This is a genomic window from Alteromonas macleodii, from assembly GCF_903772925.1.
Lineage (GTDB): Bacteria > Pseudomonadota > Gammaproteobacteria > Enterobacterales > Alteromonadaceae > Alteromonas > Alteromonas macleodii_A.
This window is the reverse complement of the sequence record NZ_LR812090.1, coordinates 220,593-246,482: the sequence shown is the minus strand read 5'-3', so window position 1 is coordinate 246,482 and position 25,890 is coordinate 220,593. Positions and strand designations below refer to the sequence as shown.

At 43.7% G+C, this 25,890-nt stretch carries 18 protein-coding genes; 7 read left to right on the top strand and 11 right to left on the bottom strand.

Features of this window, described 5'->3' with window-relative positions; all coding sequences use genetic code 11:
• Nucleotides 1-140: 140 nt before the first annotated feature.
• The 4 genes from PCAR9_RS01070 to PCAR9_RS01055 all read right to left on the bottom strand — a co-directional run bounded on the left by PCAR9_RS01070 (nucleotide 141) and on the right by PCAR9_RS01055 (nucleotide 4,265).
• Nucleotides 141-644, bottom strand: a complete 504-nt coding sequence (locus PCAR9_RS01070; protein WP_179982042.1) for a hypothetical protein — start codon at nucleotides 642-644, stop codon at nucleotides 141-143.
• Nucleotides 645-872: 228 nt separating this feature from the next.
• Nucleotides 873-1,454, bottom strand: coding sequence for a phosphoglycerate mutase family protein (locus PCAR9_RS01065; protein ID WP_179982041.1), 582 nt, complete (start codon nucleotides 1,452-1,454; stop codon nucleotides 873-875).
• A gap of 150 nt (nucleotides 1,455-1,604) precedes the next feature.
• A complete protein-coding gene (glpD, locus tag PCAR9_RS01060) occupies nucleotides 1,605-3,152 on the bottom strand; it encodes a glycerol-3-phosphate dehydrogenase (RefSeq protein WP_179982040.1) in 1,548 nt (515 codons plus the stop codon).
• Between the two features lie 354 nt (nucleotides 3,153-3,506).
• The gene (locus PCAR9_RS01055; protein ID WP_179982039.1) at nucleotides 3,507-4,265 is read right to left on the bottom strand and encodes a DeoR/GlpR family transcriptional regulator; all 759 of its coding nucleotides are present in this window, start codon (nucleotides 4,263-4,265) and stop codon (nucleotides 3,507-3,509) included.
• A 159-nt stretch (nucleotides 4,266-4,424) separates the two neighbouring features.
• Here PCAR9_RS01055 and glpK point away from each other — a divergent pair, with 159 nt between their 5' ends.
• The 6 genes from glpK to PCAR9_RS01025 all read left to right on the top strand — a co-directional run bounded on the left by glpK (nucleotide 4,425) and on the right by PCAR9_RS01025 (nucleotide 15,333).
• Nucleotides 4,425-5,909, top strand: a complete 1,485-nt coding sequence (gene glpK, locus PCAR9_RS01050; protein ID WP_179982038.1) for a glycerol kinase GlpK — start codon at nucleotides 4,425-4,427, stop codon at nucleotides 5,907-5,909.
• A gap of 304 nt (nucleotides 5,910-6,213) precedes the next feature.
• Nucleotides 6,214-9,036 carry a TonB-dependent receptor gene (locus tag PCAR9_RS01045; protein ID WP_420000778.1) on the top strand — a complete coding sequence of 941 codons (2,823 nt, stop codon included), beginning with the start codon at nucleotides 6,214-6,216 and terminating at the stop codon, nucleotides 9,034-9,036.
• A gap of 123 nt (nucleotides 9,037-9,159) precedes the next feature.
• Nucleotides 9,160-10,692, top strand: coding sequence for a tryptophan halogenase family protein (locus tag PCAR9_RS01040; RefSeq protein ID WP_179982037.1), 1,533 nt, complete (start codon nucleotides 9,160-9,162; stop codon nucleotides 10,690-10,692).
• 13 nt (nucleotides 10,693-10,705) lie between these two features.
• Entirely contained in the window at nucleotides 10,706-11,455 is a 750-nt protein-coding gene (locus PCAR9_RS01035; RefSeq protein WP_179982036.1) for a SapC family protein, read from the top strand.
• A gap of 20 nt (nucleotides 11,456-11,475) precedes the next feature.
• Nucleotides 11,476-12,933, top strand: a complete 1,458-nt coding sequence (locus PCAR9_RS01030) for an SLC5 family protein (protein WP_179982035.1) — start codon at nucleotides 11,476-11,478, stop codon at nucleotides 12,931-12,933.
• 270 nt (nucleotides 12,934-13,203) lie between these two features.
• Nucleotides 13,204-15,333 (top strand): alpha-galactosidase, encoded by a 2,130-nt coding sequence (locus tag PCAR9_RS01025; protein WP_179982034.1) that lies wholly within the window; start codon nucleotides 13,204-13,206, stop codon nucleotides 15,331-15,333.
• A 66-nt stretch (nucleotides 15,334-15,399) separates the two neighbouring features.
• Here PCAR9_RS01025 and PCAR9_RS01020 read toward each other — a convergent pair whose 3' ends face one another.
• The 7 genes from PCAR9_RS01020 to PCAR9_RS00990 all read right to left on the bottom strand — a co-directional run bounded on the left by PCAR9_RS01020 (nucleotide 15,400) and on the right by PCAR9_RS00990 (nucleotide 24,555).
• On the bottom strand, nucleotides 15,400-16,491 hold the full coding sequence (locus PCAR9_RS01020; protein WP_232091083.1) for a tetratricopeptide repeat protein: 1,092 nt from the start codon (nucleotides 16,489-16,491) through the stop codon (nucleotides 15,400-15,402).
• A gap of 170 nt (nucleotides 16,492-16,661) precedes the next feature.
• Nucleotides 16,662-17,948 carry an alpha/beta hydrolase family protein gene (locus PCAR9_RS01015; protein ID WP_420000777.1) on the bottom strand — a complete coding sequence of 429 codons (1,287 nt, stop codon included), beginning with the start codon at nucleotides 17,946-17,948 and terminating at the stop codon, nucleotides 16,662-16,664.
• A 444-nt stretch (nucleotides 17,949-18,392) separates the two neighbouring features.
• Entirely contained in the window at nucleotides 18,393-18,977 is a 585-nt protein-coding gene (locus PCAR9_RS01010; protein ID WP_179982031.1) for a single-stranded DNA-binding protein, read from the bottom strand.
• Nucleotides 18,978-19,243: 266 nt separating this feature from the next.
• Complete coding sequence (locus tag PCAR9_RS01005) at nucleotides 19,244-20,806, bottom strand: sodium/sugar symporter (RefSeq protein ID WP_179982030.1); 1,563 nt, start codon at nucleotides 20,804-20,806, stop codon at nucleotides 19,244-19,246.
• A 360-nt stretch (nucleotides 20,807-21,166) separates the two neighbouring features.
• Nucleotides 21,167-22,306, bottom strand: coding sequence for a galactokinase (gene galK / locus PCAR9_RS01000; RefSeq protein ID WP_179982029.1), 1,140 nt, complete (start codon nucleotides 22,304-22,306; stop codon nucleotides 21,167-21,169).
• The gene (locus PCAR9_RS00995; protein WP_179982028.1) at nucleotides 22,299-23,354 is read right to left on the bottom strand and encodes a UDP-glucose--hexose-1-phosphate uridylyltransferase; all 1,056 of its coding nucleotides are present in this window, start codon (nucleotides 23,352-23,354) and stop codon (nucleotides 22,299-22,301) included. Before PCAR9_RS00995 ends, galK begins: the two co-directional genes overlap by 8 nt.
• A 178-nt stretch (nucleotides 23,355-23,532) precedes the next feature.
• On the bottom strand, nucleotides 23,533-24,555 hold the full coding sequence (locus PCAR9_RS00990) for an aldose epimerase family protein (protein WP_179982027.1): 1,023 nt from the start codon (nucleotides 24,553-24,555) through the stop codon (nucleotides 23,533-23,535).
• 310 nt (nucleotides 24,556-24,865) lie between these two features.
• On the opposite strand from PCAR9_RS00990, the gene PCAR9_RS00985 reads away from it, so the two are divergent.
• The gene (locus PCAR9_RS00985; protein WP_179982026.1) at nucleotides 24,866-25,867 is read left to right on the top strand and encodes a LacI family DNA-binding transcriptional regulator; all 1,002 of its coding nucleotides are present in this window, start codon (nucleotides 24,866-24,868) and stop codon (nucleotides 25,865-25,867) included.
• The last annotated feature ends 23 nt before the right edge of the window (nucleotides 25,868-25,890 follow it).

Sequence of the window (25,890 nt, the reverse complement as noted above, 5' to 3'; positions counted from 1 at the left end):
TATTATCTTGTTATCAACAATACCTTAAGGTGCCAATTTGTGACATGGCGCTAACTCAAAAGTAGACTAATTATCTAAATAAACCAAATACCTACATAGGTAATTATTTATATTAATATGTTAATGGTATGAAGACCTTACTAGTCTTCCAAGGCAGTTACCGAACCGCTTGCGGGGTAATAGTCGAAGTAGGCTCCTCTACTCAAGCTAAAGCGACACCAGTAGTTATCTTCACTTGTTTCAAGCTCGGCGAAGTATCGTGCATGCACTTTGAATCCGTCGACACGTAATGGGGATGCCACTATTGATGACCAAATTTTTTCACATCCAGCATCCGACATATCAGCGGTCGGCCACCCATTGTGGTTCATACGAACTGGCGTTCGGTTCATTTCGCTGCCAGAGTCGTCATAGTGAATAAGCATTATCATAGTGGTAGGCTGACGTACTCGCCATTGCCAATGTGAAGAAATCACATGCCGCTTGAACGTCTCTAAACGCTCTGCAAAAACTTTTGTAGTGGTATCTTCTTCGCCAATATGAAAATGGTTAATTGCTATGCCTAGCGAGAGTGCAAAAACAACGGCAATAGAAGATTTAATAAGGTTTTTAGTGGTCTCGGTATCTTTATTATTTTTATTCATCTGTGGCTCCTCAGCTTATAACTGAAGTATTAAACCTTGTTTGGCGTGGTGTTTGTCGCTATTTGGGCAATATGAAATTGCTATAGCTTCGAAAACAACTTCGTTATGTTGTTAGTTTATCGGCATTTTGTAGGAAATATGAAGTAATACCAGTCCGTATAAATAATTAACCGAAACCTTAAGCTTAGCGCGTTTTCAAGTATCCATGATTAGCAGTACGGCTCTTGGTTAACCGTTTTTTTGCAAAATAGTAATGCCCCAGAAATCACTGTCTTTTTGCTTTAGCTGCCACCCACTTTTCATTAGCGCTTTTCGCGTATAGTAGTTCGTCATCCCATGCCCAAAAAGAACCACTCTGGGGTGTTTTTCGCTAAGTTTATTAATATGCAATGAAAGTTTTTCAACCCGTTTTTTAGCAAATTTAAAACTTTCGAAGCGGCCTTTAGTTCCCATAAACCAAAGAGCACGGCTTAGCAAAACCCAGTGCCAACTACGCAAAGTGAAAGGCAGCTTGTAGTAAGGTATATCCATTTCTCTTAGTTCCGGTAGCTCTTCATCAATTGAAGTTGCCCCATATTGAGCTGCTGTTAACCTTGCTCTTAAAAGCGGACTGACGGCGATGTAGCTACCGGTTATATCTATTTTTCGTTTTGGTTGGCTGGCTGGGTCTAGGGGGGATTTATTATAGTTACGCACCCAGCTTGCATAATCTGCAGCATTCACTTTCTCATTGTGGGCTGAAAGTGGCTTTCCATGGCGAATGAAAATAACTTCTTTCACTGTGCTTTCTTTTATGACATCCGTGTTCATATTGAATCCGATTAATTCAAGCTTGCGATCTTGTTAGTGTAAAGAGTTATAAAAAACAGTATCAAATTGATAAGACCGAGGGTATACGAAAATAAAGGGCGTTGTATTAGAGGAAACGCCCTTTATATATGTCGTATCTAATTAATAAACTTACGCACTTGCCAACACTGGGTCAATAGCTTGTTGCTCGCTATGAAGGGAGTGCGCTTTTTGTTCGATGTATTGCGATAGCACCTCTTGTTGCGCTTTGGTTAAACGCAACCCATGCTTAGTTCTGCGCCAAATTACATCTTCCAGCGTACATGCCCATTCACTCTCTATTAGATAGTCCACTTCTGCGCAATACATACCTGCGCCAAAGTCTTCACCCATCTCAGCAATTGACGATTTTCCTTTTAAAAATTTGTAGCTTAAAAGGCCATACTGACGCGCATAGCGTTGAGCAATATCTTTGTTCAACCACGAGAACTCACCAATTAACTTATTTACAAGCTTGTCTTGGCTTTCGAATGCGCCACCTGGTAAAGGCACATCTTTAGTCCATGCTTTCTTGGCTTTAGGGAAACATGTAGTCAGTTTGTCTACCGCATGCTCAGCTAATTTTCTGTAGGTCGTTATTTTCCCACCAAAAATATTGAGCAGTACTGGCTTTCCTTTTTCACCTTTCAGCTCAACTTTGTAGTCTCGCGTTAACTCTTGAGCGGAAGCATTCTTTTCTTCCAGTAGAGGTCTTACGCCACTGTAAGAGTGAACGATATCGCTTAGGGTGATTTTTGATTTAAAGTATGTGTTTACCACATCTATCAAGTATTCGGTTTCTTCATCCGATATAGCAGCATCTGACGGATTACCTTTGAAATCTTCATCAGTAGTACCTACCAGCGAGAAATCCCCTTCATAAGGAATAACAAAAACAATACGCCCGTCTTTGTTTTGCAGTATGTATGCTTCATCAGTATCGTAAAGTTTAGGCACTATGAAGTGGCTTCCTTTCACCATACGCATAGCATTTGGGTTGTTAACATTTACTAAACGATCTAAGAAGGATACCGCCCAAGGCCCTGCAGCATTGACAATAGACTTCGCTTTTACTGTAAACGTTTTCCCTTTTGCTGTTCTAAGCTCTACACTCCACAGGTTGTCTTGCTTTTCAGCTTTAACACATTCAGTGCGGGTGTAAATTTGTGCGCCTTGATCTTGTGCGGCTAGTGCGTTCAATACCACTAAGCGTGCATCGTCTACCCACCCGTCAGAATATTCAAAACAGGTTGTAATATCGCTAACTAAAGGGCTTTCGCTGGTTGTCGACAGCTTACGTGAGCGAGGTAGCATGTTGCGTTTCGCCAGAGAATCGTAAAGGAACAAGCCAATTCGAATCATCCACGCTGGGCGTAAATGCTTTTGATGCGGCAAGCGAAAGCGCAAGGGCCACATGATATGAGGCGCTTTTTGAAGCAGTACTTCCCGTTCCGCCAATGCTTCTTTTACTAAACGGAACTCGTAATGTTCTAAATATCTAAGGCCGCCGTGAATAAGCTTGCTACTTGATGAAGATGTAGCTCCAGCAAGGTCACCTTTTTCACATAATGCTACTGAAAGCCCACGTCCTGCAGCGTCCAGCGCTACGCCAACACCGTTAACGCCGCCGCCAACAACTAAAACGTCTACTGTTTTTTCAGATTCATTGCTGTGACTCATAGTTTGCCCCTGCTCGTATTCACATTTGCTTTATCTAGTTGTTGGCTATTTGACAACCAAAAGGAAAACATGTCAACACAAAACGAACATTATCGAACATTAAAGAAAGTTAAATGAACCCAGTTATGCGTTAACTTGCTGGTAAATAACACAAAGGAAGAATAAAGGGTTTAGCTAATCTATATGCGCTTAACCGCATATCTGTAAGTACAACTAGACGAGTGAATCAATACAAAACCATGTGCAAGGATTAGTTAGCAATGCAGCAACACACAACATTATCGAGTGATAAGGCTAATGCAGAATTATGACAGATTCTTGATTTTGACGATAAATGAGTAAGACAAACTATAATTAAGCTTTTACAAAAGTGATGTTATTTTCTTTGATAATTTTGCTTATGCTTGGCGGTGGTGTTTTCTCACAAACTAAACAGTCGACTTGTGATATATGGCCCTGTTCAACCATAGCGCGGCGTTCAAATTTACTGTAGTCGGCAGCAAGGATGACGTGTTGAGTATGCTCTAAAATAGCTTGTGAAACTTTCACTTCTCTGAAGTCAAAGTCTAATAACGCGCCGTCTGAACTTATACCACTTATACCGATGATGCCGTAGTCCATACGAAACTGACTTATAAAGTCACAGGTTGCTTCACCAATAATACCGCCGTCGCGATACCGTACTTCACCTGCGGCAATAATCACCGAGAAGTCTTCTTTAGCAGATAGGATTGTCGCTACATGAATGTTGTTTGTTACTACATGTAGATTTTTATGATTTAGCAGCTTAGTAGCGATAAGCTCAGTCGTAGTTCCAATATTAATGAATAAGGACGCACCATCGGGTATCATCGCCGCAACAGCCTCAGCAATTTTTTCTTTTACTTCACTGTTTTGTGTTTTACGTTCTTGATACGGTGTATTTTCCCAACTTCTGTTTAATCCAGCGCCACCGTGATAACGACTGACTACACCGTTTTCAGCCAGCTGATTTAAATCTCTTCGAATGGTCTGTGGCGTCACTTCACAAGCACTAACCAAATCATCAATAGACATAAAACCATGTTGCTTTATTAACCCAACAATTTTTTCGTGTCTTTGCGTTTGGTTCATCACACATCCTCAAAAGTAAAATCGACAATAATTATACGTGCTTAATAACAAACTTCACGCGATAAAACGAAAAGCAAATGTTCGTTTTCGAAAATATGGCATTGTTAAACACCTGTAAATGATGCAAACTCTATGAAAATTATCTTCAGGAGTGACCTTATGGGACAACATATTCTTGCCATTGATCAAGGCACAACAAGCTCTCGCAGCATTATTTTCTCTGCAAAAGGCAGTATAGAGGCCATCGCTCAACAGGAGTTTTCTCAAAAGTACCCTAAAGATGGCTGGGTTGAACACGATCCGGAAGAAATTTGGGAAAGCGTTGTCGCTACCCTGAAGGAAGTTTTTGATAAGTGTAGCGTAACCCCGTCTGACATCGCCGCTATTGGAATCACAAATCAGCGCGAAACCACGCTAGTTTGGGATAAACAATCAGGAAAGCCTGTCTACCCTGCAATCGTTTGGCAAGACAGACGTACAGCGCAATATTGCCGAGATTTTAGCGAAGACGAAGAATTCGTTTCGTACATAACAGAGTCGACAGGGCTTTTACTTGATCCTTACTTCTCAGCAACGAAAGTTGCATGGATACTAGATAACGTCGAAGGCGCCCGAGAGAAAGCAGAAAATGGCGAGCTTCTGTTTGGTACCGTGGATACGTATTTGATTTGGCGCTTAACGGGTGGTGAATCACATAAAACTGATGCCACAAATGCGTCTAGAACCATGTTGTTTGATATTCATAATCAGCGTTGGGATGAAAAGCTTCTTGATAAATTCAATATCCCAGCTTCAATGCTGCCAGAAGTTATGGACTGTGCCGCGGATTTCGGGGTAATCAAAGAAGACATCATCGGAAAAGCTATTCCTATTCAAGGTGTTGCAGGCGATCAGCAAGCTGCACTTGTGGGTCAGGCGTGTTTTGAAAAAGGCATGGCAAAAAGTACGTACGGAACCGGCTGCTTTATGATCCTTAACACCGGTGACGCCCCTCTTCAGTCAAAGAACCGCTTGCTTACAACCGTGGGTTATCGCCTTGATGGTAAAACAACCTACGCCCTCGAAGGCAGCATCTTTATGGCTGGCGCCACCGTGCAGTGGCTTCGCGATGGCTTAAAGCTTATTGATGATGCGGCAGAATCTGAAGCTTTAGCGCAACGCGCTAGAGAAGATAACGGTGTATTTTTAGTTCCTGCATTTACCGGCTTAGGCGCGCCATATTGGGACCCAGATGCGCGAGGCGCCATTTTAGGCCTTACTCGTGATACAGGAATAAGCGAAATCGTTGCCGCAGGCCTGCAATCGGTTTGCTATCAAACCAAAGACCTTCAAAAAGCGATGGAAAGCGACGGAGCTCGCCCTACGAATATACGTGTAGACGGCGGTATGTCGCGTAACGACTGGGTCATGGGCTTTTTGTCAGATATATTGGGTGCTGAAGTAGAGCGACCTGAAATTACCGAAACAACTGCGTTAGGCGCAGCCTTCCTTGCCGGATTACAAGCAGGTGTGTTTAGCAGTATTGATGATCTAACTCAGTGCTGGAAAAGTGATAGCGTTTTCACCCCAAGACTATCGAAGCAAGAGCGTGATCAGGCCTATGATGGTTGGAAGGCCGCTGTAGACCGTATCCGCTGCAGTTAATTTCTCCTTATTTTTCCTATTGTTAATAAAGTGCGGTTATATACCGCACTTTTTTTATACAAAAAAATTTTTATAACATTGTAATTACATTGTCATTTTGTGCTAGTATTGGATCTAAGGTAAACGTTTCACCTTTTACCTTAAAATAGAAACGCTATATTTTTCATAAAGTTACAAATAATAATCGAGAAAATATAACGTTAAATGTGTAAAAGTAATGTTAATAAGCTTGATCCGCACATACTAAAAACGTAATTTAAGTGCAAAGTACGTTAAAACGTAGCCTACTCAAGGAGAAAACACAGTGACACATAAAATTAACACATCACAGTTAGGCCCAATTGCGAAACGCTCACTTTTAGGTGTTGCTATCGCCTCTGCCCTACACGCACCGGTAGCATTTTCTCAAGATGCTGACACTCAAAGTGTAAACGATGCACCTGTTGAAGTTATTGAAGTTCGCGGCATTGTAAGCAGCTTGAAAAGAGCAATGTCTGATAAGAAAGAAAACCTTGCTGTTTCAGACGGTATAGCAGCGGAAGATTTAGGTAAATTTCCAGATCTAAACGTTGCTGAATCACTTCAGCGTATCACTGGTGTCTCTATTGACCGTAACGGTGGTGAAGGTCAAAAAGTTACGGTACGTGGTTTCGGCCCACAGTTTAACACTGTACTTGTAAACGGTCGCCAACTCGCTACTGACGACGCTGGCCGCGCATTTAACTTCGACGTACTTGCTGCCGATCAAATTACTGGTGCAAATATCTACAAAAGTGGCGTTGCCAACCTTCAATCTGGTGGCATTGGCTCTACCATCAACGTATCAACTGCTCGTCCGTTCGACTATGACGGCTTCCAAGCAGTAGGAAGCGTGAAAGGTGTGTATGAAACCCTTTCAGAAGAAACGTCTCCACAAGCCTCTTTCTTAGTTAGCAACACATTTGCTGACGATAAATTTGGTTTGCTACTTGCGGTATCTCATCAAGAGCGTCAGGTTCAAATTAACCGTATTCAAACAGCGGGCTGGCGTCCGGGCCTAACACTTTCTAACCGTGGCGATGGCGAAACGGCTGAGATTATTGCTACTGATGTTTATTTGCCTCGTAACTGGGACCAAGTTGTAGACCAGCAAGACAGAACCCGTACTAACGCATCACTTGTTGCTCAATTTGCACCATCTGATGATGTAACCATTACCTTAGATGGCTTTATCTCTAAGTTTGAAGTTGATTCACAGGTTACTGACCTCGCGTCATGGTTTGAACCAGACCGCGTAGGTTCTGCCACTATTTCTGAGTTTGGTACAGCTGTACAATTTACGCAGGAAATTGACTTACACCAAGGTAGCGGTAACCCAGCATCTGACTTCGTATCATCAACCCGTGGTGTACGTGATGTAACTAACAAAGGGTTCGGCTTAAACGTTGATTGGCAGGTAACTGACGCCCTTTCAGCAACTTTCGATGTTTCAACATCTGAAGCGGAAAACGACGTTGCTGGCGAAGGTCGCTTTAACGTTGTGGGTATTATCAACAACTACGAGTTTGACAGCACAGGTGGTACACCTACTGTAATTCACGACGGTTTCGGCAATGGTCAATTACCTGATATTTCGCTTAACCGCCTTCACTATAACGACTTAGGTAACGTAGTTGCGTCTGAAGACGAAGTAACAGAATACAAAGCAGATTTCACTTACCTTGCTGATTCTGACGTTTTCCGTAAAGTTGATTTCGGTATTTTGCGCTCAGAGCGTGAGAAGTTCGTTTTCCAAGAGTTTGCGTCACAATGTGCGTTCTGTGGTTATGGCACAGAAGCGCCAATTGATGAACTTAATATTCGCCCATTTACTGCAAACAACTTCTTCAGCGGCCTAATTGATACTTGGTACACGTACGATGGCGATGCATACCTAGATTACCTTGCTTCTCAAGGTGCGCCAGTAGTACCAACGCTTCAGCCTAACTATTACAACATCGAAGAAGACGTAACCGCACTTTACGCTAACTTCGAATTTGGTTATGACATCGGTGATATGCCGTTAACCATGAACTTCGGTGCCCGTTACGAAGAAACCAGTGTTTCAGTTTCTGCAGTACAAGCACTTATCGCTGACGTTGTTCCTACCACTGACTTAACCTTGTTCTCGAATGTTTTCGCACCAGCAGAAAACATCACAGGTTCATCTTCATACGCAAACCTTCTACCTAGCCTGAACGTTAAGCTAGAAGTACAAGAAGATATGATTGTTCGCTTCTCTCGCTACGACTCTTTGACACGCCCTACTATGTCTCAGATGTCTCCAGCGACCACTTTCAACGAGCCTCGTCGTCAAAACCTACAGGCAAGCGGTGGTAACCCTGACCTTAAGCCATTTAGCGCTGAAAACTGGGATCTATCATTTGAGTGGTATTACAGCGACGATTCTGTGTTCTCGTTTGCCGTGTTTAGCAAAGAAGTAGAAGACTTCATTGTTACGCTTTCTGGCGATGAAACTTATACCATGACGAACCGTCTTCCAAATGACTATCGCTGTGCTGCTGAAGACTGTGCGGTGGGCGTATCGCTTGACCCACAAGACCCTGAACGCGACGTAGTGGCTGACACAGAAGAGCTTAATGGTGCAAGCGAAGTTTACACTGTTACACGCCCTCAAAACGGCGAAACAGCAACGGTTAATGGTTACGAAGTAGCGATTACCCACGTATGGGATAACGGCTTTGGTGTAACCGCTAACGCGACTGTAGTTAACAGTGATGCGGAAGTGTCTGGTGATACAACACAGACGTTTGCGCTAGCAGGTCTTGGTGATTCACAAAACCTTATCGTGTTCTACGAGCGCGATGCGTTCCAGGCACGTGTAGCGTTTAACAACCGTGAGTCGTTCCTATTTGCACTAGACAACACTGAAGTTGGCGGCGCGACAGGCGAGCCAATTACTACTGAAACCTACGGTCAGTGGGATGTAAGTGCAAGTTACGACATCAACGAACACCTTACGGTATTTGTTGAAGGTATCAACGTGACTGAAGAAGAGCTTACACAAGTAGGCCGCTTCCCAGACCAAATTTACTCAATTGAAGACAATGGTGCTCGCTACTCTGTAGGTATCCGAGGCTCATTCTAAGATTTGTGTGTGTTTTGGCAGGGGTAAAACCCTGCCTTTTATCCATAAGCCTATTGGCAAAACGAGTACGTTTATGGATAAATGTAGAAAACAGTCATAATTCCATTTAAGCAGTGTTGTTTCATGAACCATTCATCTCATACATCTCAAAAACAGCGTATTGTCATCGTAGGTGGCGGCACCGCTGGTTGGCTTACAGCCGCCATCGTCGCGGCTAAACATAAGGTAGCAATGGGTGAATGTGGCTTAGACATAACTTTGGTCGAATCCAGTGACATTCCTACTGTCGGCGTAGGTGAAGGAACCTGGCCAACAATGCGCAACACGCTGAAAGACATTGGCCTGTCTGAAAAAGAAGTATTTCGACGCTGCAGCGCTGCATTCAAGCAAGGCGGTAAGTTCGTAAATTGGGTAAATGGCGACGGCGACTTTTATTACCACCCGTTTACCGTTCCGCTAGGTTATGGTCGCGTTGAAATGGCCCCCTATGTAGGCGATATTGCAAATTTTGCCAACGCCACTAACTTTCAGCAGCACGTGTGTGAGCGCAATATGGCGCCTCGCACGCTTAATGAACAAGAATACAGCAGCGCACAGTCGAACTATGCGTATCATTTAGATGCTGGTGCATTTGCTGACATGTTGCGAGACTTCAGCAAAACGGAGCTAGGCGTAAAACACATTGTCGCCACTGTAGAAAGCGTAGCCGCAACCTCAAACGAACATATCGAAAGCGTTACGCTTAACAACGGCATGGTTTTAGACGCCGATTTATTTGTAGACTGTTCTGGCTTTCGCTCCCTATTGCTTGGCGAAACTCTAGGTGAAAGCGTTGTCTCCACAGATGACGTGCTATTTAATAACTCTGCACTTGCTCTTCATGTACCCCACGAAGAAGACTTCGAAATAAAGCCCTATACCCAAGCTACAGCACAAGAAGCAGGCTGGATTTGGGATATTGGTTTATCGTCTCGAAGAGGTGTAGGCCATGTTTACTCCACCGAATTTACCACCGATGAACGCGCCGAAGAAGTATTGCGTCAGTACGTTGGTGACCAACACGGTGATTTAAAAGCGCGCACCATTCGCTTTAACTCTGGTTATAAGAAGCGTATTTGGAAGGGTAACTGCATTGGCGTGGGTCTGTCCGCTGGGTTTGTAGAGCCATTAGAGGCAACAGCCCTAATGCTTATCGAGATTTCAGCACGCTATATTGCAGAGCAAATGCCGCTGCCAGAATCAGCGATGCCTATCGTTAGCCAGCGCTTTAACAAGCAAATGAACTATCGCTGGCAGCGCATTATCGACTTCTTGAAACTCCATTATATTTTCAATCAACGCAGTGAACCTTACTGGGTTGCCAATCGCGATCCTTCAACTATTCCCGACTCTTTAAAAGAAGATTTGGAAATTTGGAAGTATCGCGGCCCTCAAATTGCTGATTTTTCAGCGGCAATAGAGCTTTTTCCTGCCGCCAGCTATCAGTACGTACTATATGGAATGGGATTTTCTCCAGACTTTTCTTTGCAGTCTCATTTCTACAACGAACGTGACCTAGCTGATAAAGTGATTCAACAAAATCAGCTAATCACGCAGCAAAAACTAAGCAGCTTACCTAATCACCGCGACTACATTGAGCAGTGGTTGGCAAGCTAACGAGAACTATAATATGCCAACATTTGAAACCTTATCGGCTGATACCCACAGCGCTCTTACTATTGATGAGAGCAAGCTTGCTAGTACTTATTCGAAATTTCATCTTCTCAACATTGAGATAAAGGAAGCCGTTCAAGCATCTAGCGACTTCCCTCTGTTTTTCAGTAAATCTACTGAAGCACAGTATTGGACAATATCGGCCCTGTGCGGCCTAGCTCCTCAAGAAAACGTGTTTGAAACACAAGGTACATGGCTTGGTCACTATGCACCGCTTAGTCTTCGCACCTTACCTTTTATCGTACGATTGGGAAATGATGCTCAGCAGCAAGAAGTTTTAGTTGATGTCGACTCGCCAGCTGTTTCTTCTCAAAACGGTGAAGCACTCTTTTTGCCTTCCAAGCGCCCTACTGCGTACTTAGATAATAAAAAGAAATTGCTAGATGAGCGCGTTACCGCCATGCAACAAACCGCTGTAATGATGAATCAAATTAGCGAGATGGGACTCATTCATACTGTTGACTTGATTATAGAGTACAAAGACAACACCAATCAGCGCGTAGGCGGGCTAGCTACGGTGAATGAACAACGCTTGCAAAACCTTACGGGCGAAGAACTGGCTAGTTTAAATCAAAAGGGCCTGCTCAACGTGCTTTTCAATATTCTTGGTTCTATTTTGCAAGTGAACCGCGTTATCCGTCTTCATAACACTAAATTCCCTGATCGCGCTGTAAACAACATTAAGTTCGAAACCAGCAAGTCATAACTGTCCTTTAGGAGTAAAACATGTTTTCCAGCACTATTCAGGTGTCTGTTTTTGTCTTTGTGACTGCTTTAATTGGTTTTCTTACCTATTTAAGTTGCCGCGGACAAAATAGAAATGCCCAAAACCAAAACCGCGAATACTTTCTTGCAGGCGGAGGTCTAGCTTGGTATTTCGTTGCAGGTAGTATCACGCTCACCAACCTAAGTACCGACCAACTAGTAGGTATGAACGGTAACCAAATGGCCTTGTTAGCCCTATGGGAACTAGCAGCCGTTGTAGGACTTTTCGTACTGGCAAAAGTATTTCTGCCTGTGTATTACAAGTTCAAGTGTACAACGACAACAGAACTTCTAGAACAGCGCTATCACGACAAGCACATACGTGCAGTTATTAGTGCGCTCTTCTTCGCAGGCAGTGCTTTAATATTTTGCCCGGCAGTAATCTATTCCGGTTCTTTGTTCATGCAGTCTATGTTTAACGTTGAACTGCCGCTAATGTACATCGCAGTTATCTTCGTTATCGTTGGTGCTCTTTACGCTATCTTCGGCGGCCTTCGCGCAGTAGCAGTGTCTGATACCTACTCAGGCGTACTTCTTTTAACCATGGCCGTATTGGTGGTTATTCTGGCGCTTCAAGCCATCGACTATAACTTTGACGGCATTCCGCAAGAGCGACTTACGTTAATTGGCGATGATGAGTCTCCAATCCCTTGGCATACCTTGCTTACCGGGATGATCTTTATCCAAATGTTTTACTGGGGTACTAACCAAGTTATTACTCAACGCGCAATGGCGGCACCTTCTTTGAAAGAAGCGCAAAAAGGCGTATTCGCTGCGGCCGGTATCCGCTTGCTGATTGTACCTGCCATTATTGTTATTCCAGGTATCGTTTCGTACAAACTATTTGGTGATATAGGTGATAGTGCTTACGGAAAAATTGTCGCAACGGTATTGCCTGATTGGCTTTCTGGCGTATTCGCAGCGGCCATGGCAGCTGCGGTATTAACCACGTTTAACAGTAACCTGAACTCTGCTACTGCGCTTTACGTGTGCGACATTCATGAAAGCTATATCAACAAAACACCTAACGTACCTAAGTTAAGCGGCTACGTGACTATTTTATTGTGCTTAGTATCGCTTGCGCTAATCCCCGTATACCAACAAGCTGATAGTATTATTAACCTAGTCCAGAAGCTTTACGGTCTTTTAAGTATGCCTATTCTTTCGGTATTCATCGTAGGCTTACTGTTTAGAAACGTGCATGCATTCGCGGCCATTGGCGCAGTGTTGTTCGGCGTTTCAATTTACGCATTAATGAGCTTTGAAGCTTCACCTCTGTATGCACCATTTGGACTTCATTACATCCACCTAATGTTCGCAACTCTTATTGGCTGTGTCGCCTTTGCTCTTACTGTGAACCGCTTGGTGTTTAGCCAAAAGGCAGAGTTTTCGTTAGAACTTTATAAGAAAGAAGCCTAACAAATTAGTTACATGTCGAAAAAGGATGTCTTTTGACATCCTTTTTTGTTTTTAACAATTAATATCGTCTATATTTTACAACTATTGGTCAGACTTCATTTCCTTCGCAATGCAGACTACCATTGAAAGTAAAACGTTTACCCTAAAATTGTAGAATAGGTATAGTGAACGTGATTTAATATGCGAAATTATGCCGTAAGAAGTCACTACTTACGTTGTAAAAAAGTTGTATCACCACCTAATTTACGTTTTATTAACGCTGAGGTTTTTATGTCGTCACTTTCTCAATTCGTACGCCTGTCGAACGAAAAAGTCACCTTAATATTCGACTGTCAGGGTCGTATGCCAAAAGTCATTTACTATGGTGCGCCATTAAGTGACAGCACAACGCCTGAAATGCTTAGCGTTTTAAATACACGCCAAGAAGCTAAGTGTGCGCCAGTAATAGAGCCACCAATTACTTTAGTACCAACCCATGGTGAAGGTTGGACAGGTCAGCCAGGCCTTGAAGTTTCCGGTGATGCGGACCAGTGGTCAGCAGGCTTTAATTTAGTAGAGATAAATCAAGACGCTCAATCGGTTGCCTTTATTGCTGAAGATACGCATCGCGGTATGCGCCTTATTACAAATGTAGAGCTTGATACCGCGACCAGCGTTGTAAAATATGTTTCTCGTGTAGAAAACACCGGCAGCAGTGCACTGAACCTCAATTACCTGAATGCTGCTAGCCTTCCACTTCCTACAACGGTTAGTAAAATCAAAACATTCGAAGGTCGATGGTCTGCTGAATTCCAAACCAAAGATCACGACTTATTCTTTGGCAGCTACGTGCGTGAAAACCGTCGAGGCAAAACCTCTCACGATACTTTTCCCGGTTTAATTGCATTTCCAGATGGAACAGGCGAGCTTAACGGTGAGTGCTTTGGTTACCACCTTGGCGCTTCAGCAAACCATAAGCTTCGCGCCGAACTCATGGCTGATGGCAGAAGTTATGTTCAGTTCGGTGAATTACTGTTTCCTGGTGAAGTGGTACTTGATGCAGGGAACAGCTACACATCTCCGGTGCTTTATACCGGCTATGGCTGTGAAGGTTTCTCATCCCTATCGCAGCAGTTCCACAATTTTATACGTAGCAACGTGCTAAACCATAGCGCTGAATCTAAGCCTCGCCCAGTTCACTACAACACGTGGGAAGGCATTTATTTCGATCATAACGAAGACGAACTTAAAGCCTTGGCTGACAAGGTAGCACCGCTAGGTATTGAGCGCTTCGTTTTAGACGATGGTTGGTTCAAAGGCCGCAGAAACGACAAAGCTGGGCTTGGTGACTGGTTTGTAGATGAAGCCATCTACCCTGAAGGGCTAGACGGATTAATTGACCATGTTACTGGTCTTGGCATGGAATTCGGCATTTGGTTTGAGCCAGAAATGGTTAACCCAGATAGCGACTTATATCGCGCGCATCCCGAATGGGCACTTCAAACTGAAAACAACCCTCATGTGCCATTTAGAAATCAATACGTTCTAGATTTAACCAATCCAGAAGTGGTTGAGTACCTGTATAAAGTTATTACTGATGTACTCAAAGCCTATCCAAAAATTAGCTACATCAAATGGGACATGAACCGCGACGTAAACCACCCAGGTAACCTTCAAGGCAAACCGGCAATGCACGGCCAAATGGCAGCGCTTTACGGCTTGATTGACCGTGTAAAAGCGGCCAAGCCAGGCATTGAAATAGAAAGCTGTTGCTCAGGCGGCGGACGTGTAGATTTAGGCATATTGCCACACACAGATCGCTTCTGGACGTCAGATTCTAACGATGCACTAGACCGCTTATATATTCAGCGCGGCTGCTCTTACTTCTTCCCATCTGAAGTAATGGGCGCGCACGTAGGTCCGCGTGACTGCCATATTACAGGTCGTAACCTACCTATTGAGATTCGTTCAGCAGTAGCCTTGTTTGGTCATATGGGCATAGAAATGGACCCACGTGAACTGACAGACCACGAGCAAAGCGTGCTAACAGACGCCATTTCGCTTTATAAGAAATATCGTCATATTACCCACGGCGGCGACCTATTCCGCATGGATGATGACGGCATGAATGTGAAATTTGGTTATGTGTCGAAAGACAAGCAGGAAGGTATTTTTGCATATAACAGTGTTACAGAAACCGTACGCACTACGCCTAACCGTTTCTACTTCGCAGGGCTTGACGCTAACAAGCAATACACCATTGAGCGTGTGTGGCCTGAAAAGCTGAAAGAATACACTCCTTCAATTTTGCAGCAAACTGAAGGGCAAGTGTTCTCTGGCGAAGTCTTGATGAAATACGGTATGCAGCTGCCGGTACTCTTCCCACAAACAGCCTTAATTTATACTGTTAAAGCCCTGTAGTTTTATAAACGCTATGGCTTTCTAAGCTCTGCCTAAGGAAAATTAGAGTAAGCGAGCTACGCGGTATTACACCGCCGCTCGCTTTTTTAGTGCCTTTTTGATTTTTTTGAGTGTCTTAGCAAAACGTTCATCTTTCTCTTCTTTTATTGCCTCAACAAGGTTTTGCGCTTCATTTACCCTATCTGCATTAAGAAGAAGTTCAGCTAAGCGTAGCTGAGCCCAATTAGCTGTTGGTAGACCTTCAGTATCAATGGTCGCAATCTGGTAGTCCTCCAAATAGCTTTTTAGCGCGTTTATACCTGAAGTTGTGTACTCGCCACTTTCAACGGCAACTTGCCCTAAGCGATACTTTCCATACATAAGACTGGCTTTACGCTTTTGATAAGTATCCCAAGCCTCAGTATCCGCTTTCGAAACTGCAGCCACATCTGTATCTGATAAAGGCAACAAAGTATCGTAAGATGCCGCGTACTGCTCATTACCTAAATAGAAACTACCTAGCTCAACCCTAGCGCGAATTTGGGTACTATCGTCTTCAATTAAAGAGGCAAAGATCGCTTCTGCTTCTGCCTGGTTATCTTTCTCCAAATAAACCTTAGCTAAGGCAAACCGACCTTCGGTAGCATCTAGTTTTGAAATTGTTTGCGCAAGTGTCATGGCTTCATCCATGTCCCCTCCTGCAATAGAAGGAGCCATTAAGTGAAACTGCATTAAGGCTTGGTAAACAGCAACCTCTTCTGGGGCGATTTCCACTGCTTTTTCTAAACTCTCTTTTGCTTTTTTCGCATAGCCTAGGGCTGAAAATATACTACTTGAGGCTTGGGCTCCCATCACGCTTGCGTGTGTATGGTAAGCCTTATAGTTGTCACTGTAATCCTGAACAAACTGCTCTGCTGCCTCCTCGGCATCGTCTAAATCTATGTTCATCAGGGCAGAAATAAGCATGTTGTGCTGTTCTGGCGATTTACCTTTAACGGCTTCGAGGGATTCTACAACGTATTTAAAGTCGCCTTGTTTGAAGTAGGCCTTTAACGTTGCTACCTCATCGGTGTTCGCTGTAGCAACGTCTTGTGCTGCTGCATGGCTTTGGGTAATAGCCGCTGCTGGCATTAACAAAATAGAACACGCACATAGTGCTGACACAGTAGATTTACGCATTTTCACTTCCTTATGGTTTAGTTTATGGGTAGCCCGAAATACCGTTTTAAAGCGCTTTTTACTATCAATGATTGATAGAAGCAGTCTTACATTACGCCACTATGCGTTACGATAGAAAATAAATATGTAACAAAATTAAAAAAGGATGCCGAAGCACCCTTTTCAAACTTTTATTTGCTGTCCATCTCTAGACCCAATGCCCATCGGTCGTCGAATCCCTTCCAAGGCTCTGGCTTCTTACCGTCTACGGGTACTTGGGCACTACTGCCGCTCACGTTCAGGTATTTACAATCATCTTCTAAACCTTTCACATGACAATTCATAAGCGCTAACGCGAAGTGCTCGTTGATAGCATTCAGCTTTTGCACTTCCCACGCAGGTTCAATGTAGCTGCCCAAATCAAACTCGCTGCCATAGGCTTCTTTCGGGGCGGGGTGAGGTGCGACATTATGACGCGCATTTTTAACAGTAAGTAGCTTAGAACCTTCACTGCCGGTATTTTCGAATAACCATTTAATACCATCGTAACCAGAAATATCGTCGTTATCACCCGCCACATAAAGAACAGGTACCTTGATATTGTTAAGTGATTCAACGTCAAAAAGCTGATGTTGCCCGCCCCATGGGGCAAGCGCTAGCGCTGCTTTCCAAGCTGGCAGCACATCTTTGCTACTTTCTTCGCCACCGGCGCAAGTATTTAGCGCGTCTTTAACAAGGGCTGCCACTTTAGGGTCTTGTGTACCGGTAAAGGTTGCTGCTGTTTGATCGTTAAATGCATAGCAACCACCGACTGTACTTACCGCGCCATAGCCTCCCATTGAATAACCAATTACCCCTGCTTTACTTGCGTCAACACTCTCTTTGAAAAATTCGTTTTCGCTGATGCTGTTTAAAGTAAGTACTTGGTCTCGTGAGCGGTTTAGTAATGTGCTTGGAAAACCTGAATATGGGTTTTCTGCAAAATTAACATCTTTATTCGTAGAATCTGTGTGGTCGATTGCTGCTACTACATAGCCGTGAGACGCAAGGTGTTCACCTAAATAATACATAAGCGTGCGATAGCCAGTATACCCGTGAGATATAACCACCACCGGGTAACCAGATTCTGCTGCAGCAATGGGCGCATCGCGGCTTGCATCTCCCTCAATTTCAAATACTTGACCACTTCGTGTTTCATTCACATACGTTGCCGTCTCAGCAGCACTTGAAGCTGGATACCAGACCTCTAGGGTCAACCTACGCTCGACATCATTTCCAGCAATATCTTTTACTTTTTCAGGATACGTGGCTTCAATAGTTTTTACGCCAACTGTATGTGTACCTTTCTCACTGAGCGACGGCATCACGTCGGCAGGAAAAGGTTTATACAGCTTTTGAGCAGCTGATACTGTGGGTGAAACGATGGCAGCTGCTGAAACCAAAGCGATGGTACTAGCAAGTAGGGATAACGTTTTCATGGTGATAGGCATTTTTCTAATTAGTTAATAAAATAATAATACCTTTTAACGAGTGAGGAGCAAGATATGCGCTATTTATAATGGTAATTAGAAACAATAAGAAGCAATGATTGTAAAGGTGAAACGTATTACTTTTTCAATTTATGACGCTTCCTTGAACAGTCACTTATTAATCTAAGAATTTCAGTTTCATTTGCAGTCCTCAAAAAAAGTGCGACTTACTACAACCACCCTAGTGCTGACTGTACTGCTTTCAATTAGCCTGCTAGCAGGAAACACAGGCTTTAGGAAAGTAACATCCAAAAGCCGCGACCAGCTCACTAGTGTACAGTGCAGCAAAAAAAGAGCGAGAATAAAAAACAAAAAACCCAGCTTTTACACTGGGTTTAAATAGTATTTAGGATCAAAAGTGGGTTTTATCTACACTTTTAAAATATACATTTCCTAGAACGGAATGTCGTCGTCGAAGTCAAAGTCTGGCTCAGCCATTGGTGGGTTCTTAGGCTGACCTTGGTTACCACCTTGAGGCGCTTGATTATAGCCGCCACCTTGGTTTTGATTGTAACCACCTTGTTGACCACCGCCTTGCTGTTGCGCTTGGTTATAACCGCCCTGCGCTGGTGCTTGGTTGTAACCACCTTGGTTGTTTTGAGGACGTTGGTAACCACCGTTACCACCACCGCCTTCACCGCCGCGACCGCCAAGCATTTGCATTTGGTCTACGATAATTTCGGTAGTGTACCTATCCTGACCTTGCTGATCTTGCCACTTGCGCGTTTGCAGTTTACCTTCAACGTAAATCTGCGAGCCCTTTTTCAGGTACTCTCCGGCAATTTCTGCTAAGCGACGGTACATTGTAAGGCGGTGCCACTCAGTGCGCTCTTGAACCTGACCTTGTTGGTCTTTCCAGCTTTCGCTAGTTGCTAGGCTTAAGTTCGCAACGGCGTTTCCGTTAGGCATGTATCTAACTTCAGGATCATTGCCAAGGTTTCCAACAAGAATAACCTTATTAACGCCTTTCGTTGCCATTGATGTCTCCTGTAACGTTTTTAGTGGCTTGCTGATGTCTTCATTAACTAAGACATCAGCAAGCGCGAAAGTTCATCGAATATTAGCCGGTTAGTATATCGTATTTTATGTGGGAAATTTGAAATTTTTCGCCTCACGTTTACCTCACTAACTGCAACACGTTCTAGAACTTAACAAAATTTGTTGTCAGCGTCTTCTGAACTTTCGCGTTGTTTTGAGCAGAGCTTAGTTAGGGCGTTAAGATTAGAAACGCCCTCTTATACTTGCTACCACCACGTAATATAAAACGCTGCGGTCAAAATCACTACGGCGATTGACGCTACGTTAAACCCACTTGTGGTTTTGAACCGCACTTCATTCAGGTCAACCGCATTTTCACTAATGCCTTTCTTCTCTAGCAGAGAAACAACCACAGCTAAAGCAACACAAAGCAGGAATACGAGCCCAACACGGTCGATAAACGGCAATTCAGGCCAGAACTGTCTAAACACAATGCTTAATAAAAATGAACCTAACGCTGCAAGCAGGCCACCGTTTGCCGTGGTTTTCTTCCAGAACATACCCAATACGAACAGCGCGCAGATACCTGGAGTAAAGAAACCGGTAAACTCTTGAATGTATTGGAATGCTTGATCGAAATTGCCTAAAAGTGGTTTAGCCACCACCATTGCTATGATAAGCGCTATCAAGCTTACAATTCGTCCTACTTTAACGTAATGTTGCTGCGACTCGTTAGGGCGCTTATCTTTATAAAGGTCCATAGTAAAGATAGTAGACACGCTGTTTGTCATTGAGGCTAGTGATGACACAATTGCCGCCACAAGCGCGGCAAAAATAATACCTTTAAGGCCCACAGGCATTAGCGTCATCAAGCTTGGATAAGCTTGGTCAGGCTTAGCTAGGTCAGGCACAATTAGTACCGCAGCTATGCCAGGCAACACCACAATTAACGGCATAAGTAACTTAAGGAATGCCGCAAACGCGATACCTTTTTGGGCTTCTTGCACACTTTTTGCCGCCAATGTACGCTGAATGATGTACTGGTTAAAGCCCCAGTACGACAGGTTCATTATCCACATACCACCAACCAGTACAGAAATGCCCGGTAAGTCCATATAATGCGGATTGTCTTTTGACAAAATCATGTCGAATTTTTCAGGTAGTTTATTGGTTAAATCGACAAAACCTTGAATAACACCGTTTCCATCGCTGATTAGGTTTAAAGCGGTATACGACAGGAACAGCCCGCCAATGACTAACAGCACCACTTGAATAATGTCGGTTAACGCTACCGCTTTCAGGCCGCCATAAAGTGAGTAGGCTAGCGAGAAAAGACCTAAGAACATCATACCGTAAACCATATCTACACCGGCAATAGTGTTAATAGCCAGAGCACCCAACCACAACACAGCAGTAAGGTTTACGAATACATAAACGCCTAACCAGAATATTGCCATTACTTTGCGCACGCGATGATCATACCGCTGCTCTAAGAATTGAGGCATGGTGTATATTTTATGTTTTAAAAAGATAGGTAAAAAGAATTTGCCCACAATAAGCAGTGTAATGGCGGCCATCCATTCATACGACGCTATAGCAAGGCCTAATTGGTAGCCTGAGCCAGACATACCAATAATTTGTTCGGCGGAAATATTGGCGGCAATTAACGATGCGCCAATCGCCCACCATGGCAAGCTTGAGCCTGCTAAAAAGTAATCATTTGTGTCTTTCTGATGCCCCTGCTTTTCGCGAGAAACCCACCACGCAATTGTGACAAGCGCGACGACGTATATCACGAATAATGTGATATCTATTGATGCTAATTTCATAATTTTCCCAAAGTTTTTATTTTGGGTGCGGCGATTATTATGCAGGGTACACAGGTGAAAAATTGTTTTTATTATTTTATTGGTTTTTGCCACACCAGTGTCACGTATCAATACGCGTTTTTCGCATTCTACGATAAACCGTCAACCGGTCAGAAAACCACCGATAAACGCATCGTGTTATTGCGGGTAGTATTAGTAACACACTTTGTTGATCTTTTTTAACAAGAAATGTGCAATTTTGTAAAAAAAAGCCGCTACCTATGGAAGCGGCTTAAGGGACACAAACAATTCTAGCGAATAGGATTGTTTAGAAAAAGGGAGTGATGTGTATCTAAAATCTTTGTTCCTGCTGATTTATCTTTAGGCAAATGCGCCTTGTGTTGCAGTGCACACATAGATGTCTGCATGATAGCCAGTTTCGTCAAAGTATTTGTCTGCTACTACTTTCTTCACAGCATCAACTTTGTCTGTAGGGGCAAGCGCCACTACGCAGCCACCAAAACCACCGCCCGTCATGCGGACACCTCCAGATTTACCAAGTACTTCACCGATAATCTCAACCAAATAATCAATTGGGCCTACGGTAATTTCGAAATCGTCACGCATAGAAACGTGAGACTGCGCCATAGCGTCGCTTACCGTTTCAATATCACCAGACTTTAACGCCTGACTTGCTGCTAAAGTACGCGCGTTTTCAGTAATGATATGCTTTGCTCGGCGATAAACCACTTCAGGCATGTGTGCTTTAGCTTCTTCCAGCATCTCCATGGTTGCTTCGCGCAACGATGAAACACCCAGTAGCGATGCTCCTTGCTCGCACTGCTGACGACGCAAGTTATACTCGCTGTCTACCAAGCCACGTTTCACATTCGAATTGATAATCACGATTTGGTGCGAATCTGGAAGCGGTGAATGCTCGATGGCTAATGACTGGCAATCAAGCAGCATTGCCATACCTTCGTTGCCCATGGCTGAGATTAACTGATCCATGATTCCGCACGAACAGCCTACGAAAGTGTTTTCTGCTTTTTGACCTAATAGCGCAGCTTGCACACCATCAAGAGGCAATTCATACAATGCGCTTAAGGCTTTTAGTATTGCCACTTCAAAAGACGCTGAAGAGCTCAAACCGGCGCCTTGTGGAACATTACCCGTTACCAACAAATTTGCGCCGCCAAAATCTGGCATAGCCTCTTTTAGTACTTTCACTACGCCGCGAACATAGTTTGCCCAACCTTGTTCCTCGTCGTAATTAATGTCTGACAATGAGAACTGGTTCTGCTGATTTTCGTAGTCCATAGCAGTAACTAGAATGTCATTATCGTTGCGCTTCGATGCCGCAACCCAAGTACCAAAGTTGATAGCAGCCGGAAAGACGAACCCTTCGTTATAATCGGTGTGCTCACCGATTATGTTCACTCGGCCAGGGGCGTGTGCTATTAGCGTTGGCTCATTGCCATAATGCGCTTCAAATTTTGAAGAAAGTACTTGGTTATCCATTAGTATTCTCACGTTGCTTGTAGTGCACCGTAGGCAGTGCTTTTAATCTGTCTGCCGCCTGTTCAGGGGTCAAATCTCGTTGTGCTTCGGCCATCATTTCGTATCCAACCATGAACTTGCGGACACTTGCTGAGCGCAATAGCGGCGGGAAGAAATGTGCATGAAGCGTCCACTCAGGGTGTTCTTCATTATCAAATGGCGCACTGTGCCAACCCATTGAATATGGGAAAGACGTCTCAAATAAATTGTCGTATTTCGCTGTTATCTCACCAATTATTTTGGCAAGTGAAAGAGATTGCGAATCAGATAGCTTATGCAAAGATTGAACATTAAAACGTGGCAGTAATAACGTTTCAAATGGCCATGCAGCCCAATATGGAACCACAACCACCCAGTCATCGTTTTGGCATACTACGCGCTCTTGCTTAATCACTTCTTGCTCTGCGTAATCTAACAACATAGGTGCGTTGTTTTCACCAAAGTACTGCTTCAGCTGTACCAATTTTTTTGCTGGGTCTGTGGGAATATGCTGCTGCGCCCATACCTGACCATGCGGGTGAGGGTTTGAACACCCCATCATTGAGCCTTTGTTTTCAAAAACCTGTACCCAACGATAGCTTTCACCCAGTTCAGCGGTTTGTTCTTTCCACGTCTTAACCACATCTACCCGTTCTTCGTCAGTAAGTTCAGGAAGTGTTTTACTGTGATCAGGAGAAAAACAAATAACGCGACTACAGCCTTGCTCTGTTTCAAATTGGAACAGGCCTTTTTTCTCACTGGCTTGCTCAGTGTCTTGCTTGAGCGCAGCAAAATCGTTTTGAAAAACAAACGTCCCTTTATAGTCGGGATTTACTTCGCCGTTCACACGCGTGTTAGACGGGCACAAATAGCAAGTAGGATCGTAAGATGGCTTTTGTTCGTTATTCGGCTCTTCAGAAGCCCCCTGCCAAGGACGCTTAGCACGGTGTGGCGATACTAGCACCCACTCGCCCAACAACGGGTTATAACGGCGATGTGGATCATTGGTTGGGTCGAAAGGGGTTCCCATAATCACTCTCTCTGAATAGGCCGGTTAAGCTCTAGCATAACGCTTTTGCATAACACTTAAGGGTTAAACGTTTACCCTAGCAATAATATAGCAAGCAATGCTGTTTATCAATTAACTAACAAAGAAAATTAATTGTTAAATTAATAACAATTAATTTTCTTTTGGTAATTCAGTGAATTTACTCAGCGCTGAACTTATATCGAATCGTTTCTTCATAAGTTTCACCAGGCTTTACAAAACAATTTGGAAACGACGGTTTATTCGGTGCATCAGGGAAATGCTGAGGCTCTAAACATAGGGCGCCTAGCTGATCGCTGTCTTTTAAACTTCCCGTATAAAACTGCAGCCCAGGAAGGCTAGTGTATAGTTCCATTGTAACGCCGGTATCCGGTGCTTTAACCGTAGCTTGTGGGGCGTTTCCTGAAGCTGCTTGAAGCACATAGTTGTGATCGTAGCCGCCTACTCGGTCAAACAATGGATGCGAATTGTCTTGTTTAGCCCTTTCTTCTATTTTACTAAGTGAAGTGAAATCAAAGGGTGTATCAGCAACATCAACTAAATCACCGGTTGGCAACAGCGTACTATCTGCATCCGTCACCTTTTTTGCATCGATATGTAGCAGTGTACTACCCACTTTTTCATCGTTACTTAGCGTAAAGTAAGCATGTTGGGTGAAACTAAGGGGTGTTTCTTCATCTGTCGTTGCTTTAATTACAAGGGACAACTCGTTGAACTGATCAAGTGTATAACAGGCTTCAACATTAATATTTCCAGGAAAGCCACCCTCGCCGTTTGGGCTAGATAAGGTAAATGTCACACTGGCACTATCGGGTGATTCTTGAGTACTAGCTTGCCACAATTTTTTGTGAAAGCCGGCATGCCCCCCGTGAAGATTATGCTCTCCGCCGTTTTTATCTAACATGTATTGCTGGCCGTTTAAAGTAAATGTGCCATTCCCTATTCTATTAGCGTAGCGCCCTACAATTGCACCGCGATAGCTAGGGTCATCAATATAGCCCTGCAACGTATCAAAAGTTTGAACACAGCTAATCAACTCGCCCTTCGCGTTGGGAAAATAGAGTTCCTTGATAATTCCACCATAGTTAAGCAAGGTAACTGACATCCCGTTGTCATTGCTTAAAGTAAAAGCATTAACAGCTTTGCCGCTTACTTCACCAAATGTCGATACGTTGATTTTCATAACAATTATTTTACCTTATCGGGTGCTCGATTAATTAATCTCGGGCAATTTTTCGTGCTCGCCTGAAAAGTTTTAGAATCGGTAGAGCGTTCAGAATTGCTAAAAGGTTATACGTTTTCCGTTCTTTTTGACAGGGGTTTGGCGAGGAACTGTGTATGGTAAAACCACTTGATAGTTTTATCTCTTGCTTGAGATGTGCCGCCATAGCACAGAAAGTGAGAATTTTACCTTTTTATGTAAATATAATGTACGCTATGCCAATCAGACCCCAAGGTCTTCAATGCATTAAAAAAACAAAGTTAAAGAGAAAATGGCAACAATAAAAGATATAGCCCAAGCCGCTGGCGTTTCGTTAGCCACAGTATCCAGGGTTATCAATAACGGCCCAAAAGTAGGCAACGATACTCGACAACGCGTTAAAAAAATCATGGAAGAAATGGGATACCGTCCCAACGCAAATGCGCGGGCTCTTGTAACTAAACGCAGTGCCTCATTGGGTGTGGTTATTGCTGAACTGCACGATCCATTTTTCGCAATGTTAGCCCATGGTGTTGAATCAATAACGCGCAAAAATAACGTTCAAATACTATTAAGTGCTGGGTCAATTGAAAAAGAAACAGAACTTCGCGCCATCGAAACCTTATTAGAACACCGTGTTGAAGCCATGGTAGTGCACAGCAAAGCCCTTGATGATAAGACTTTGATTGGCTTTGCTAGTCAAGTACCAGGTTTTGTTTTAATAAACCGTTACATACCAGAAATAGCAAATCGCTGCGTGTGGCTTGATAACGTGACCGGTGGTCGCCTAATGGCAGAGTATGCAATTAACCAAGGGCATGAAAATGTAGCGGTAATAAGCAGCCAATACCGTATTGACGATCCGAATCATCGTCTTGAAGGGATTAGAAACGCTATTGATAGCGCAAAGCTCAGCTTACCTGAAAGCATGATTGAATACGCCACGCCTGATCAGGAAGGTGGTGAATTAGCTATGCAGAACCTGCTAGCCACCGGCGCAAAATTCACCGCTGTATTGGCTTATAATGATGCGATGGCATCAGGTGCAATGACCATGTTACAGGACCACGGCATCTCAGTGCCCGAACAAGTGTCTGTAATGGGGTATGATGATGTATTGCTAGCTAAGTACTGTCGCCCTAAATTAACCACTCTGCGTTACCCTGTCGAAATGATGGCCGCAAAGGCCGCTGAGCTTGCACTAAAGTACGCGTCGGGGAGTAAACCAGAAGAAGGCTTAACTTTTAAATATACACCCACGGTTGTTAAGCGAGATTCCGTAGTGCGAGTGTAGTCTTCGCTAACATACTACCAGTC